The organism is Pseudomonas sp. SBT1-2, assembly GCF_028640875.1.
Classification (GTDB): Bacteria; Pseudomonadota; Gammaproteobacteria; order Pseudomonadales; family Pseudomonadaceae; genus Aquipseudomonas; species Aquipseudomonas chlororaphis_I.
The window spans coordinates 52,678-66,293 of record NZ_JAQZAA010000094.1; the positions used below are offsets into that span (position 1 = coordinate 52,678).

The 13,616-nt window shown below is 64.4% G+C and carries 12 protein-coding genes; 5 read left to right on the top strand and 7 right to left on the bottom strand.

All coding sequences use genetic code 11. From position 1 onward, the window contains the following. Nucleotides 1–50 precede the first annotated feature (50 nt). The 4 genes from lapD to PVZ78_RS20490 all read right to left on the bottom strand — a co-directional run bounded on the left by lapD (nucleotide 51) and on the right by PVZ78_RS20490 (nucleotide 3,820). Nucleotides 51–1,991 (bottom strand): cyclic di-GMP receptor LapD, encoded by a 1,941-nt coding sequence (lapD, locus tag PVZ78_RS20475; protein WP_028681956.1) that lies wholly within the window; start codon nucleotides 1,989–1,991, stop codon nucleotides 51–53. A gap of 18 nt (nucleotides 1,992–2,009) precedes the next feature. Further along, nucleotides 2,010–2,717, bottom strand: coding sequence for a transglutaminase-like cysteine peptidase (locus PVZ78_RS20480; protein ID WP_009047642.1), 708 nt, complete (start codon nucleotides 2,715–2,717; stop codon nucleotides 2,010–2,012). A 109-nt stretch (nucleotides 2,718–2,826) separates the two neighbouring features. Next, nucleotides 2,827–3,222, bottom strand: coding sequence for a YbaN family protein (locus tag PVZ78_RS20485; RefSeq protein ID WP_273829158.1), 396 nt, complete (start codon nucleotides 3,220–3,222; stop codon nucleotides 2,827–2,829). 10 nt (nucleotides 3,223–3,232) lie between these two features. Next, nucleotides 3,233–3,820 (bottom strand): UPF0149 family protein, encoded by a 588-nt coding sequence (locus tag PVZ78_RS20490; protein ID WP_007929756.1) that lies wholly within the window; start codon nucleotides 3,818–3,820, stop codon nucleotides 3,233–3,235. A 473-nt stretch (nucleotides 3,821–4,293) separates the two neighbouring features. Here PVZ78_RS20490 and recQ point away from each other — a divergent pair, with 473 nt between their 5' ends. From recQ to PVZ78_RS20505, 3 genes are all read left to right on the top strand, one after another. Continuing rightward, nucleotides 4,294–6,420 carry a DNA helicase RecQ gene (gene recQ / locus PVZ78_RS20495; RefSeq protein ID WP_273829159.1) on the top strand — a complete coding sequence of 709 codons (2,127 nt, stop codon included), beginning with the start codon at nucleotides 4,294–4,296 and terminating at the stop codon, nucleotides 6,418–6,420. 124 nt (nucleotides 6,421–6,544) lie between these two features. Then, nucleotides 6,545–6,979 (top strand): MarR family transcriptional regulator, encoded by a 435-nt coding sequence (locus tag PVZ78_RS20500; protein WP_007929752.1) that lies wholly within the window; start codon nucleotides 6,545–6,547, stop codon nucleotides 6,977–6,979. Nucleotides 6,980–7,109: 130 nt separating this feature from the next. Further along, nucleotides 7,110–8,345, top strand: coding sequence for a type IV pilus assembly protein FimV (locus PVZ78_RS20505; RefSeq protein ID WP_273829160.1), 1,236 nt, complete (start codon nucleotides 7,110–7,112; stop codon nucleotides 8,343–8,345). Here the strand turns inward: PVZ78_RS20505 and PVZ78_RS20510 are convergent. Further along, complete coding sequence (locus PVZ78_RS20510; protein ID WP_273829162.1) at nucleotides 8,318–10,507, bottom strand: patatin-like phospholipase family protein; 2,190 nt, start codon at nucleotides 10,505–10,507, stop codon at nucleotides 8,318–8,320. The two genes, PVZ78_RS20505 and PVZ78_RS20510, sit on opposite strands and share 28 nt — an antisense overlap. Before the next feature lie 71 nt (nucleotides 10,508–10,578). On the opposite strand from PVZ78_RS20510, the gene PVZ78_RS20515 reads away from it, so the two are divergent. Then, nucleotides 10,579–10,866: a SelT/SelW/SelH family protein gene (locus PVZ78_RS20515; protein WP_009047647.1), complete on the top strand. Its 288-nt coding sequence runs from the start codon at nucleotides 10,579–10,581 to the stop codon at nucleotides 10,864–10,866. On the opposite strand, the gene PVZ78_RS20520 is transcribed toward PVZ78_RS20515, so the two are convergent. Continuing rightward, nucleotides 10,860–11,750: a DMT family transporter gene (locus PVZ78_RS20520; RefSeq protein WP_124314801.1), complete on the bottom strand. Its 891-nt coding sequence runs from the start codon at nucleotides 11,748–11,750 to the stop codon at nucleotides 10,860–10,862. The genes PVZ78_RS20515 and PVZ78_RS20520 overlap by 7 nt on opposite strands. Before the next feature lie 93 nt (nucleotides 11,751–11,843). Beyond that, a complete protein-coding gene (locus PVZ78_RS20525; protein WP_273829161.1) occupies nucleotides 11,844–12,602 on the bottom strand; it encodes a helix-turn-helix transcriptional regulator in 759 nt (252 codons plus the stop codon). Nucleotides 12,603–12,734: 132 nt separating this feature from the next. On the opposite strand from PVZ78_RS20525, the gene PVZ78_RS20530 reads away from it, so the two are divergent. Next, nucleotides 12,735–13,556 carry a UDP-2,3-diacylglucosamine diphosphatase gene (locus tag PVZ78_RS20530; RefSeq protein WP_041987066.1) on the top strand — a complete coding sequence of 274 codons (822 nt, stop codon included), beginning with the start codon at nucleotides 12,735–12,737 and terminating at the stop codon, nucleotides 13,554–13,556. The last annotated feature ends 60 nt before the right edge of the window (nucleotides 13,557–13,616 follow it).

Sequence of the window (13,616 nt, forward strand, 5' to 3'; positions counted from 1 at the left end):
CCGGCGCCAGCCTCGAGCGAGGCTGGCGCCGGGGCTGAACGGGGAAGGGCCTACATCGGTTGCGGTGGGCCGATCAGCCGCCCCATGACCCCGAACAGGCCCAGGGCCTTGAGGGTGTCCAGTTCACCCTGGGTTTCGACCTGTTCGGCGATCAGCGGCAGGTCGATGCTGTGGGTGGCGCGAAATACCGCCTCGATGAACAGCTGTTTGTCGCTTTGCCGGTCGATGTCGCGGATGTAGCTGCCATCGACTTTCAGGTAGGCCAGGCCGAGGTGGGCGAGATTGCCGATCTGGCTGAAGTTGCCGCCGAAATGTTGCAGGCCGATCCGGTAGCCGCTGTCCCGCAGGCGCTGGCTCAATTGCTGCAACTCGCTGGCCGAGGGCAGTTGGCGTTCGTCGATCTCCAGTGTCAGTAACCTGGCCAGGTCGGGCAGGGCCTTGAGCTGGTCGAGGATCCGCTGCAAGGCGTCGGGGTCGCGCAGGGTGCTGCCAGACAGGCTCAGGGCCAGCGGCCAGGCATGCTCGACCAGATAATCCAGGGTGTGTTCGAGCATGGCCAGGTCGAAGCGCGCCGACCAGCCGAGACGCTCGATCCAGGGCAGGAAATGCCCGGCGGCGATGGCTTCGCCCTGCGGGTCGAGCAAGCGCGCCAGCACCTTGTGATGCAGCACCTCGCTGGTGTCGGCGCACTGCACCACCGGCTGGAAATACAACTTCAACTTGCCGTTGCTCAGGGCGTCGTCGATCCAGGCGCGCCAGTCATGCTGCGGCTGGCTGGGGCCGGCGGCGAAGTCCTGCAGCAGCGCCCAGGGACGTTCGGGGTGCTGCTGGGCCTGCGCCAGCGCCTGGTCCAGACGCAGCCATACGCCGCTCAGCGGGTCGCCCGGCCGGTAGGCGACGATGCCCAGGTGCGCCACCGGCGTGCAGTCGCTGGCCCCGGTCAGGCGCAGGTTCTCCAGGGTGGCGCTGATTTCCATGGCCAGGCGCTCGGCGCCGCGGCTGTCCAGGCCCGGCGTGAGCAGGCTGAATTCGCCGCCGCGATTGCGCGCCGCCAGCCAGTGGCGCCGGTCGGCCTGGGTGCCGATGCGCTTGAGCAGGTCGCCGATGCTTTTGATCAGGGCGTCGGTGCGCTGGCCGCCCAGGCGCTGGTTCAGGCCACTGAGGTCGTTGACCCGCAGCATCAGCAGGTAACCATCGCCACTCTGCTCGTTGAGCAGCAACTGATCGCCGAGCTGTTCGTCCAGCAGGCGCCGGTTGGCCAGGCCGGTCAGGCTGTCCTGATAGGACTCGGCCCGCAGCTTCTCGCTGCGCGCAGCCTCCTCGGTGAACAGGGCCTTGAGTTTTTCCACCATCTGGTTCATGGCCAGGACCACCCGCTTGAGTTCGGGGGTGCGTGGCGCCGTCGGCAGGCTGATGAACTCACGATGGCTGATGGCTTCGGCCTGCCTGACCATGGCATCCAGCGGTCGCAATTGGCGCCGCAGCAGCCAGCCGCCGAACACCGCGCTGAGCAGCCCGCAGACCAGCAGCCAGAGCAGGCCGCCGAGGCTGCTGTCCCAGAGCCTGGCCAGGGCGAACTGCGGGTTGCTCAGCACCTCCACCCGCGCCACCTGTTCCCAGCCGCGCATGACCAGGGCGTCGCCGCCTTGCGGGTGCAGGTTCACCAGCCTGACGAACCACTGGGGGACGCCTTCGATGTTGGCGGGCACCGAACGCTCCAGCAGAAGGCTTTCGTCTTCGATGTTCACCACCCGGATGCTGTTGTAGTAGCCGCTGTCGAAGATCGAGCTGACCATCAGTTCCATCATCGCCGGGTCGTCGACCTGGCTGGTCAGGGACAGGCCCAGGGCGGTGGCCGCATCCTGGGCGTGGGAGCGCAACTGGCTGAGCATCTGCTCGCGGGAGCTTTCCAGGCTGACAAAAAAACTGCCGCTGAAGGCCACCAGCAGGAACAGGCAGATGGCGAGAAACAGTTGCTTGAGTAGCGACATTCGGCACTCCTTGTCGGATCAGCCATTACCCACGGTGAAGCCCTCGTCCTGCATCTTTTTCAGCACGTCCTGCCAGCGCGAGAGTTTTTTCGGATCGATGCTGCGCGTGTCGCCCGCGGCTCCGGGCAGGTACAGCCCCTCGGCATTGAAGGCGTATACCGGGTTCGGGTCCTGGCGCTGGGCGGCGGAACGAATGTCATTGCTGAGGTTGTCCAGTATCAGCGGTCCGGCGCCGGGGCTGGGGTAATAGGCCAGGACCATGTGCGGCCGGTTGCCGCGCCTGGCCTTGACGTAGGTGAGGCGCAGTTTGTCGCTGGAAACCCCCAGGCTGCGCAGGCTGAAATACTTGGCCAGCGCATAGTCCTCGCAATCCCCGGCGCCCTTGAGCAGGGCCTCGATCGGCGTGGCCCAATAGTCGCTCTGCTGCCAGGTGCGCTGGTCCTCCTTGAAGCTCAGTTGCTGGTTGAAGAAGCGGTTGATGGCATTCAGTTGTTCGTCTTCCGGTTGCCCGGTCACGTCCTGCAATAACTGGTTCCAGGCGTCGAGACGCTCCCGGGCCGGGCCCAGGACCTGATGGCGGTGCTCGAAGGTGCTCAGGACAGAAACGAATTCCCAGTTCGCCCGCACATTGCCCGGGTCGGTCCATAAACAGACCAGCAACAGCGACCAGCCGGCCAGCCGAGGCCGGAGCAGTGTCCACTCGGGGCGACGCGAACGTGCGGGCATGGCGGGCTGCTCGAATGCAGGTTTCTGAAGTCTAGGCGGTATTTTTCGCGAGCATGGGCAGCTGGTCGGGTTGCCACGAGCAGAGGAAGGAGGCGCGCAGGGGCCGGGCTCAAGGCCTGTGCAGGGTCTTCTGGCGCAGGATGTAGATCGTCACCAGTACTGCGCTGGTCAGCATGAAGCCGCGGGCCCAGGGCAGGGGCACCAGGTAGCAGGACAGGCCGATGCTCAGCCACATCAGGCCGATGGCGTAGACCTTGCCTTTGAGCGGAATGCCGTGGCCGTCCAGGTAATCGCGGATCCATGGGCCGAGCCGCGGATGGTCCACCAGCCATTGATAGAAGCGCGGCGAACTGCGGGCAAAGCAGGCGGCGGCCAGCAGCAGGAAAGGGGTAGTGGGCAATACCGGGAGGAAGATGCCGGTCACCCCCAGCACTACGCTCAGCCAGCCGATGGCCAGCAGAACGTAACGCAGGATCAGGGGGTGGTTGCCTATGGGCTTGGCCATAGGCAATGACTCAGTGGTGGCGGGGCTTGAGAATGGCCGGTTTTTCGTCCGGCGCGTTGCACAGCAGGTACAGCGCAGTCAGGGCTTCCGGGATCTGCACGATCATGTCGTCCATCAGGTTGGCATCGCTGGCGATGTCGGAGAACTCGGGTTGTTCGTCGAACAGGCCGGAACCGACCATGATCGGCAAGAGCATCTCGCTGACTTCTTCCTCGGCGGTCTCGAACCAGGCCGCTTCGCGCAGGAACACGCCTTCCATGAAGCCGATGCACCAGCCGCGCAGGTCGGAGTCGTCCGGCTCGTCGCCGAGGTCGAGGTCGCACGGCAGCTCGAACTCTTCGTCGGAGGCCAGTTGGCGGGCGATGTGGGCCTTGAGGGCAATCAGGGTGGATTCGATCTCTTCGCGCTGGGCGGCGTCGCTGTAGTGCGGCTCCTCGGCGAACAGGGCGTCGATCCACTCACGGTCGGGAACGCTTTCGGAACAGATGGACAGCGCAGTCAGGTAGCCGTGGGCGGCCACATAGTCCAGCGCCTCGTCATGCAGCTCATCGGCGTCGAGGAAGGCTTGCAGGCGGGTTAATTGCTCAGCGAAGGACATTGAAGGACTACCTTGGGAATAAACGATGCTGAATTCTAGGCCTTCTTGAGCGCTCAGGCCAGCCGCAGCGCAGATTTGCGCGCTTCCAGGGTTTGCAGGAAAGTCGGCGAGCGAAGGCCAGGCAAGGCAAAAACAGGTGAGGAACGGCCGGGGTCGCGCCCGACTGTAGGGACCTACATGAGCATTCCGAGCCTGTTTCTGCGTAACGCCGTAGGCGTCTAGCGCGCAGCATGGCCTGCGTAGCGCCGAAGGCGCCCAGCGTGCAGCCACTTTTCATGCAGAGCCTGAAGGTTACCAGCGGTCCATTGTCGTCGCCCTTCGCCGGCAAGTGCTCGGGTATACTTGCGCGTTTTGTGATGCCCGGCAGGCGTCGTAACGGTCCAGGAAAAGTCCGCTAACGGATTTGTCAGTGAAAACCGTGGTCTTTTCGGCCAGCCTGCGCACAGGGATTTCAGCGATTTTTGGAGTTTTTCATGCTCGAACAGGCTCAGCGCGTCCTCAAGGACATCTTCGGCTACGACAGTTTCCGTGGCCGCCAAGGTGCGATCATTGAGCGTGTGGCCAGTGGTGGCGACGCTCTGGTACTGATGCCTACCGGCGGCGGCAAGTCGTTGTGCTTCCAGGTTCCGGCCTTGCTGCGTGACGGTCTGGCGGTGGTGGTCTCGCCGTTGATCGCGCTGATGGACGATCAGGTCGCGACCCTGGAGGAACTCGGGGTCGCTGCGGCGGCGCTGAACTCCACCCTGAGCGCCGAGCAGCAGCGCGACCTGGCTGCGCGCATCCGGCGGGGCGAAGTGAAGATGCTGTACCTGGCGCCGGAGCGCCTGGTGCAACCGCGGATGCTGGCGTTCCTGCAGAACCTCGACATCGCCCTGTTCGCCATCGACGAGGCGCATTGCGTGTCCCAGTGGGGGCATGATTTCCGCCCGGAATACCTGCAATTGGGCCAACTGGCGGAAATGTTTCCCCAGGTGCCGCGCATCGCCCTGACCGCCACCGCGGACAAGCGGACCCGCGAGGAAATCGTCAATCGCCTGCACTTGCAGAATGCCGAGCGTTTCCTCTCGAGTTTCGACCGTCCGAACATCTTCTATCGCATCGTTCCCAAGGAGCAGCCACGCAAGCAGCTGCTGGCGTTCCTCAGCGAACGGCGCAGCGACGCCGGCATCGTCTACTGCCTGTCGCGCAAGAAGGTCGACGAGGTGGCCGCATTCCTCTGCGAGCAGGGCTTCCCGGCGTTGCCCTATCACGCTGGATTGCCCAGCGAACTGCGTGCCTATCACCAGAAGCGTTTCCTCAACGAGGAAGGGCTGATCATGGTCGCGACCATCGCCTTCGGCATGGGTATCGACAAGCCCAACGTGCGGTTCGTGGCGCACCTGGACCTGCCCAAGTCCCTCGAGGCCTATTACCAGGAAACCGGGCGTGCCGGGCGTGACGGCCTGCCTGCCGATGCCTGGATGGCCTACGGCCTGCAGGACGTGCTGATGCTCAAGCAGATGCTGCAGAACTCCGAGGGCGACGAGCGCCACAAGCGCCTGGAGCAGCACAAGCTCGATGCCATGCTGGCGTTGTGCGAGGAAACCCGCTGCCGGCGCCAGACCCTGCTGGCCTACTTCGACGAAGACATGCCGCAGCCATGCGGCCATTGCGACAACTGTGTCGATGGCGTGCAGACCTGGGATGCCACCGAGCCGGCGCGCCAGGCGCTGTCGGCGATCTATCGTACCGGCCAGCGTTATGGCGTCGGCCACCTGGTGGACGTGCTGCTGGGCAAGGACACGGAAAAGGTCCGCAGCTTCGGCCATCAGCATCTTTCCGTGTTCGGCGTGGGCAAGGCGCGTAGCGAAGGCGAATGGCGCTCGCTGTTCCGCCAACTGGTGGCCCGCGGCCTGGCCGACATCGATCTGGAAGGCTACGGCGGCCTGCGTCTGAGCGACAGCTGCCGGCCGCTGCTCAAGGGCGAGGTGAGCCTGGAGCTGCGCCGCGACATAAAGCCGCAGACCGCCGCCAAGAGCAGCACCAGCCAGGCCAGCCAACTGGTACGTGGCGAAGAGCGCGAACAGTGGGAAGCCTTGCGCGCCCTGCGGCGCAAACTGGCGGAAGAACATGGCGTGCCGCCCTATGTCATTTTTCCCGACTCTACCCTGCTGGAAATGCTCCGCAGCCAGCCCGGCTCCCTGGCGGAAATGGCCCGGGTCAGCGGCGTCGGCGCGCGCAAACTGGAGCGCTACGGCGAGGCGTTCCTCGAAGTGCTGGGCGGCCAGGCCCAGGTGCCGAAAGTGGTGGCCGACATCCGCCACGAGCTGATTACCCTGGCCCGCGCCGGTATGACGCCGCTGCAGATCGCCGGGCAATTGCAGTGCTCGGAAAAGAACGTTTACACAATGCTCGCCGAAGCCGTGGGCAAGCAGCAGCTGTCCCTGGAGCAGGCGCTGGACTTGCCGGAAGACCTGCTCGGCGAGATCCAGGACGCCTTTCTCGACGGCGAAGGCGAGCTGCCTTCGGTGAGCGAAGTGGCCGAGCTGTTTGCCGGTCGCGTGCCGGAAGGTGTGCTGTATTGCGTGCGTGCGGCGCTGGAATCGGAATTCGAGATGTGAGTCGTCTGGCGGCAAGATGTAACGATTCAGTTCATGGCAAACCTTGCCACTCGGCAACTGTCATGCTTAGCTGACTAATAATTAGTTTTTCTTAATTTTCAGTCTACTAACTCATGAGTTGTCTATGCCGTTAACCGATCAACACCGTTTTGGCATGCAGTTGGCGCAGATGTCCCGAGGCTGGCGCGCCGAACTGGATCGCCGTCTGGCCGGACTTGGCCTGTCCCAGGCCCGCTGGCTGGTGCTGCTGCACCTCGCCCGTTTCGATGAAGCTCCGACCCAGCGTGAACTTGCCCAGAGTGTCGGCGTCGAAGGACCGACCCTGGCGCGGCTGCTCGACAGCCTGGAAACCCAGGGCCTGGTGCAACGGCAGTCGGTGGTCGAGGATCGCCGGGCGAAGAAGATCGTTCTGTGCGCTCCGGCGCTGCCCTTGATCGAGCAGATCGAAACCATCGCCACCGCCTTGCGCAGTGAATTGTTTGTCGGTGTCGATGAAGAGGATATGCGGGTATGCATGCGGGTTCACGCGCATATCCTGGCCAATCTGGAAAAGTCTTGAGGCATAACTAGCGCCGCGGATTTTTGAGCTACCGACACCGGCGGACTATAAGAAATACCAGGTCCACAGCGGCATGCGCAGCCAGCGTATCGCCGCTGTGGTCGCTTTCGGTCCTCAAAAAAGGTTGCTCATGTTCCAGAGTCTGCTGGCCGCTCTGCGCGGCGCCGTCGGGTCATCTTGCCTGGGGAATCGTCCCTGGCTCCTTCTGCCGCTGCTGGCGACCCTGTATTCGTCCCTGGCCTCGGCGGTAGGCCTGGGCGAAATCACCGTGCATTCGGCGCTGAACCAGCCGCTGGAGGCGGAGATCGCCCTGGTGCAGGCGCAAGGCCTGGAGGAGGGCGAGTTGGCGGTCAGCCTGGCGACGGCCGGCGAGTTCAAGCAGGCCGGTGTCGAGCGCTTGCCGTTTCTCGAGGACTTGCGCTTTACCCCGATCCTGCAGGGTGAACGCAGGGTGATCCGGGTGGTGTCGAGCAAGCCGGTGAACGAGCCGTTCCTGGATTTCCTGTTGCAGGTGAACCAGGCCAATGGCCGGCAGTTGCGCGAATACACGCTGCTGATAGATCCCCCGGGAAGCCCCGAGATAGCTCCTGCCCCGCTCAGGGAAATAGCCAAACCTGAACCGACGATTGCCACCCAGGCTCCCCCTGCGGCGGCCAAGGCGGCCGATCCTGTGGCCGGACAATTGGCGCAAGCCCTGCAGGCCAACCAGCAATTGCAGGACCAGGCTCAAGAGTTGCAGAGCACATTGCAGCAACGGGACGAACAACTGGCGCGCCAGCAGCAACAGTTGGTGGAGCTGCAACGTCAGTTGGCCGAAGTCCGGAGCAAGCCTGCTGATAATCCTGCCCCGGCTTCCGCACCTGTACCCGCGACGCCCACCGCCGTCAGTCCACCCCCGCCAACCGAACAGGCGCCAGAGGTCGAAGGCTCGAATCCCTGGCTGATGTTTGCCGCCTTGCTGCTGATGGCCTTGCTGGTGCTGCTGGTCATGCGTCGCCGTCGTCAGTCCGCAGCCGTACCGGAGGCACAGATGTCGCCTGAGAGCCGGCCCACACGAACGCTGGCCACTGCTGTGACGACAGTGGCAGCCCAGGAGTCGTTGAGATCAACGCCCCCGGTTGCTCCGGTACAGCCCGTGGCAGGAGAGCGGCTTGCCGATCGCGAGCCTTCGATCGATGTCGACTGGGACCTGATCGCACCTTCCGAGCCCACCAGCGTTCCGGCGTCTCCCGCTGCCACACCGGCGCCCTTCAATGCCGACTCGATCGTCTGGCGCCTGGAGGAACCAGACGAGCCGGGCTCCGGCACCAAGGCCGAAGCCGAGTCGGACGCCCAGCCTCAGAACGTCTGGCCCAAGTTGAGGTAGACCGCTTTCTGGTTGTCGTCGTTGATGCCATAACTGAAATTCAGTGGCCCCAGCGGCGTGTCGAAGCCGAGGAAGACGCTGGCAGCGTTGATATAGCCGCTGTCGAACTCGTTGTCGTTGTTCCAGGCCCGCCCTCGCTCCAGGGAGCCGCCGATATACAGCGGGAAGTCCAGGGGCAGGTAGGAGCGGGGTGTCAGCCGCCGGTAGTAGACGCCCCGCATCAGGCTGATGTTCTGGCCCGACAGGGCATCCTGGCGGAAGCCCGATAGCTGGCGGGCGCCGCCGAGCACGAAGCTCGAGGTCACCACTTCGGCCTCATCCAGGGTCCGGCCATATCGACCGCCGAGGATAAAGGTGTTCGGGCCGCTGCTCAGGGCCTTGTCCAGCTTGAACTCCCACTGCCGGTAGCGTTTGTCCGAGCCCAGGCTGGGTTCGAACTGGCGCAGCGACAGGCCGATGTCCTCGCCCGCGTGCGGGAAGTAGACATTGTCCAGGGAGTCGAACGAGTAGCGCAGTTCGTAGTAACCCTCGTTGAAGCTTTCGCTGGGCAGGTCCTGGTCGCCGACGCGCACATCGGCCTTGCCCCAGGCCTCGCCGACGCCGAAGCGGATCTCGCCGCTGTTGCCGATCTGGCGCCCGATATTGAGGCCGAAACCGTAGCGCTCCAGGCGGTATTCGGCGATCGGGTCGTTATCCAGCACGGCTTCGATATTCTGCGATTCGATGCCGATGTAAGGCGCGATGAAGTAGCGCGAGCCGACATCCAATGGCTGATAGAACTCGCTGTAGAGCTCCTGCTGATCGCCGATCTGCACCCGGGTCAGCCATTCGGCGCCGAGGCTGTTGATGCCGTTGACCCGGTAGCTGGCGCCCAGGTTGAAGGCGCTGTCGCCGCGCATGTCGTCGGACAGGTTCAGCCCCAGGCGCAGGTAGTCGGTGCCGCTGCGTTTGCCCCGGGCGTTGATCACCAGGGTGTGGTCATTGCCTTTGTGGACCACGCGGTATTGCACCTGCTCGAAGTAGTCCAGGCCGTACAGCGTGCCCATGTCGGTCTGCAGCCGGCCCAGGTCCAGAGGCTCGTCGATATGCTGGCGGATGTAGTAGCGGATCACGTCGTCGCTGACCTTCGAATCGTTTTCCACCCGGATTGCGGTGATGATCGGGGTGCGCTGGCTGGGCGTGCGCGCGGCGCTGAGTTCGGCATCCATAGGTTCGGCCCGGCGCAGCGGCGCCAGGCGTGCGTCGAGGATGCGGGTGGCGCGGTAGCCGGCGTCGATCATTTCCTGGGCGCGGCCGAAGTCGGTGACCCCGAAACTGGCCAGGGGAGGCTGGATCAGCACGTCGCTCTTGTGCAGGGACGCCAGTTGTTCCTCGGAGTTGCGCCGGGTCATCAAGGTGATCGACTGGTTCAGCACATCGACCACGGTCGCCAGTTGCTGGCGCGAGCGCAGCGGGGTGCCGATGTCGACCACAATGGCGATGTCCACGCCCATATCACGGGCCACATCCAGCGGAATGTTGTCGGTCATGCCACCGTCCACCAGCAGCCGGCCATCCATCTCCACCGGGGCGAACACCGCCGGGATCGACATGCTGGCGCGAATCACCCGGGGCAGGTGGCCCTTGCGAAATACCACTTTCTCGCCACTGGCGATGTCCGTGGCGACCGCGCGGAAGGGGATCGGCAATTTGTCGAAGTCCCGGGTGTCGCTGGCGTGGGCCAGCATGCTTTCCAGCAGCAGCGCCAGGTTCTGGCCCTGGATCACCCCCAGCGGCAGGCCGAGGCTGCCGTCGTCACGGAAGCTGAGTTTCTGTTTCACCAGGAAGTCGCGGTCGTCCTGCTTGCGCCGAAAGGGTATGTCTTCCCGAGGCGGCGCGTCGGACAGCGCCTGTTGCCAGTCGATGCCCAGGGCCAGTTTTTCCAGCTCGTCGATCTTGTAGCCCGAGGCGTACAGCCCGCCGATCACCGCGCCCATGCTGGTACCGGCAATCGCATCGATCTTCACGCCTTGCTCTTCCAGGGCCTTGAGCACGCCGATATGCGCCAGGCCACGGGCCGCGCCACCGGACAACACCAGGCCGATCTTCGGCCGTGGCGCTTCGGCGGCGTGCAGGAACACGGGGAGCAAACACAGGAGCAGGCAGGACAGCAAACGACGCATCATGGATCTCGGGGCGAGCGATAAAGGCGGCTATTATAACGACGCCCTTGAGCCCAGGAGTCGGCAGCACCATGACAGAACGTAAACCGGAAGTGGTCATCACCTATTGCACACAGTGCCAGTGGCTGCTGCGCGCCGCCTGGCTGGCCCAGGAACTGCTGAGCACCTTCAGCGACGACCTGGGCAAGGTGTCCCTGGAACCGGCCACCGGCGGCACGTTCCGCATTACCTGCGACGGCGTACAGATCTGGGAGCGCAAGGCCGATGGCGGTTTCCCCGAAGCCAAGGTGCTCAAGCAGCGGGTGCGCGACCAGATCGACCCGCAGCGCGACCTCGGTCACAACGACCGCACTCAGTGAGACGCTGCTTCTGCTGCTACGGTTTTTTTGCTTGAGCCGGACAGGCTGCTGGAGACCACGATGGCGAAGATGATCAAGACGCCGCCGATCAGCATGCGCAGCGTCGGCGTTTCGTTGAACAGCAGCCAGGCCACGGTAATCCCGTAGACCGGCTCCAGGGCAAACACCACCGCCGCGGTGCGCGCCTTGATCACCGCGAGGCTGGCGACGAACAGGCTGTGGGCCAGGCCGGTGCAGAAGATGCCGAGCAGGCTGATCCATAACCAGTCGATGGTGCGCACCTCGCTCAGGCCCGGCGCCGCCACCGGCAGCAGGCACAAGGCAACCACCACGTTCTGGCACAGCGCTGCCTGCACCGCCGGGATGCGCGCCGAACTGGCGCGGTTGTTCAGCGACAGCAAGGCGAACAGCAGGCCCGACCCCACGGCCCAGAGCAGCCCGCTGGTGGCTTGGCTGGCGAGGTCGAAATCCGGCGTGACCAGCACCAGGCCGACGCTGACCAGTGCCACCAAAACGATTTCGTTGAGGCGGATGCGCTCGCGGAAAATCAGCCCTTCGAGGATCACAGTGAAGGCCGGGAAGCTGGCGAAACCCAGGGTGGCGATGGCCACGCCTGCGACTTTCACCGCGATGAAGAAACTCACCCAGTGCCCGGCCAGCAGCAGGCCGCTGAGCAGCAGGCGCCACCAGTCCGTAGCCTGTAGCCGTTGCCAGCGGATGCTGCTGGCGCAGCGGGCGAAGAACGCCAGGGCGAGCACCGCGAACGCCGCGCGCCCGAAGACGATGATGGCCGGCGAAGCGGCGGCGAGTTTGCCGAATACACCGGTGAGGCCGAACATCAATGCGCCGATATGCAGGGCGCCAAGGGCAGTACGCGGAGTCATTTCAATCCTTCAAGACGGTTGAGCGGAGCGGTGCCAGTCTAAAAGCCTGGCGGGATCCGGTCTGTCGCGATCCTCGCGTTTTTTGTCGACAGCCTAGCGGTGGCCTGTGGTGCGTCGCAGCTTGCCGGGGGAGACGCCGAACTCGCGCAGCACCGCCGCGGCGAAAGCACTCTGGGAGCTGTAGCCGACGCGACTGGCGATTTCACCGATGGGCAGTGCCGAGTCGCGCAACAGGCCGGCGGCCATGTGCAGGCGCCGGCTACGGATGTAGTCCATCGGCGTCTGCCCGCATTCGGCGACAAACCGTGCATGCAGGCGAGCGCTGGACAGCCCGGCGATCCGCGCCAGGTCGGCCACCTGTAGCGGATGGGCGGCGTGTTGGTCGATATGGGCATTCAGGGCGGCATAGGGCAGGCGTCGGCCGCCGACGCTGGCGGGGCTGGCCTGGTTGAGGCTGGCCAGCAACAGCACGGCGCCTTGCTGGGCAATCAGCAGGTCGTTGACCGGGCTGCCGGCCAGCCAGTTGACCAGTTGGCTCTGCGCCGTATCCAGGGGCAGGCGCCCGGCGTTGTCGAGCAGGCGGCGACTGGCATCGGCGTGATCGCCCAGCGACTGCACCAGCCAATGTTCATCGGGCACATCGAGCACCAGGCAGCGGCTGCCGTTGGGGCTGCCGCAGGCATGGTGGGCGCCGGAGGGCACCACCACGAAACTCTGCTGGACCACCTGGCTGCCCTGGCCGTCGACCTCGAAGTCGAGCTGGCCCGACAGGCCGAACACCAGTTGCGCGTGTTCGTGGCTGTGGACGATCAGGTCGTGGCTGTATTGGCGTAGCGTGAGGATCGGTCTCATCGCAGTCTCCTTGGCAGAACGGCAGTCTACACCGGCGGCCTGGGGTCAAGCGCTGTCATCGGACTGCCGTATTTCTGTCACAGGCGATTAATCGCCCGGGTGCAAGCTCGCAAAAAATGCAGGAGTGTGCCCATGACCAGTGCCGAACTCGCCAGACCCAGCCGTAAACAACGCGTGCGCACCTTGTGGATTTCCGATGTGCATCTGGGTACCCGGGACTGCCAGGCGGAGCATCTGTCGCAGTTTCTCAAGGGTTATCACGCCGACCGGATCTACCTGGTCGGCGACATCATCGACGGCTGGAAGCTGCGCGGCGGCATGTACTGGCCCCAGGCACACACCAATGTGATCCGCCGCCTGCTGACCATGAGCAAGCGCGGCACCGAGGTGATCTATGTCACCGGCAACCACGACGAATTCCTGCGCCGCTATTCGAAGCTGATCCTGGGCAATATCCAGTTGGTGGACGAGGCGGTGCATGTCACCGCCGATGGCCGCCACCTGCTGGTGATCCACGGCGACCAGTTCGATGTCATCACCCGCTACCACCGCTGGCTGGCCTTTCTCGGCGACTCGGCCTACGAATTCACCCTGACCCTCAACCGCTGGCTGAATCATTGGCGGGCGCGCTACGGCTACGGTTACTGGTCGTTGTCGGCCTACCTCAAGCACAAGGTCAAGACCGCGGTCAGCTTTATCAGCGACTTCGAGGAAGCCATCGCTCACGAATGCGTGAAGCGTGAGCTGCACGGCGTGGTGTGCGGGCACATTCACCATGCCGAGATCCGCAAGGTCGGCGAGGTGGACTACCTCAACTGCGGGGATTGGGTCGAGTCGTGCACCGCCCTGATCGAGCACTGGGACGGCAGCATCGAGCTGTATCGCCTGGCCGATGCCCAGGCGCGGGAGGCGCAGCGCAAGGCCGAACTGGCCAAGGTGGCGGAGCTGGCTTGAGGGTTCGGTCGCCTGATCTGAGGTTATCGCGGGCAAGCCTCGCTCCTACTCTAACCGTAG

Bases quoted from the DNA above. Each gene is read 5' to 3' on its own strand.
- PVZ78_RS20500 (WP_007929752.1), top strand. From the start codon at position 6,545: ATGCCGTTAACCGATCAACACCGTTTTGGCATGCAGTTGGCGCAGATG.
- PVZ78_RS20485 (WP_273829158.1), bottom strand. From the start codon at position 3,222: ATGGCCAAGCCCATAGGCAACCACCCCCTGATCCTGCGTTACGTTCTG.
- PVZ78_RS20530 (WP_041987066.1), top strand. From the start codon at position 12,735: ATGACCAGTGCCGAACTCGCCAGACCCAGCCGTAAACAACGCGTGCGC.
- PVZ78_RS20525 (WP_273829161.1), bottom strand. From the start codon at position 12,602: ATGAGACCGATCCTCACGCTACGCCAATACAGCCACGACCTGATCGTC.
- recQ (WP_273829159.1), top strand. From the start codon at position 4,294: ATGCTCGAACAGGCTCAGCGCGTCCTCAAGGACATCTTCGGCTACGAC.
- PVZ78_RS20515 (WP_009047647.1), top strand. From the start codon at position 10,579: ATGACAGAACGTAAACCGGAAGTGGTCATCACCTATTGCACACAGTGC.
- lapD (WP_028681956.1), bottom strand. From the start codon at position 1,991: ATGTCGCTACTCAAGCAACTGTTTCTCGCCATCTGCCTGTTCCTGCTG.
- PVZ78_RS20520 (WP_124314801.1), bottom strand. From the start codon at position 11,750: ATGACTCCGCGTACTGCCCTTGGCGCCCTGCATATCGGCGCATTGATG.
- PVZ78_RS20510 (WP_273829162.1), bottom strand. From the start codon at position 10,507: ATGCGTCGTTTGCTGTCCTGCCTGCTCCTGTGTTTGCTCCCCGTGTTC.
- PVZ78_RS20505 (WP_273829160.1), top strand. From the start codon at position 7,110: ATGTTCCAGAGTCTGCTGGCCGCTCTGCGCGGCGCCGTCGGGTCATCT.
- PVZ78_RS20480 (WP_009047642.1), bottom strand. From the start codon at position 2,717: ATGCCCGCACGTTCGCGTCGCCCCGAGTGGACACTGCTCCGGCCTCGG.
- PVZ78_RS20490 (WP_007929756.1), bottom strand. From the start codon at position 3,820: ATGTCCTTCGCTGAGCAATTAACCCGCCTGCAAGCCTTCCTCGACGCC.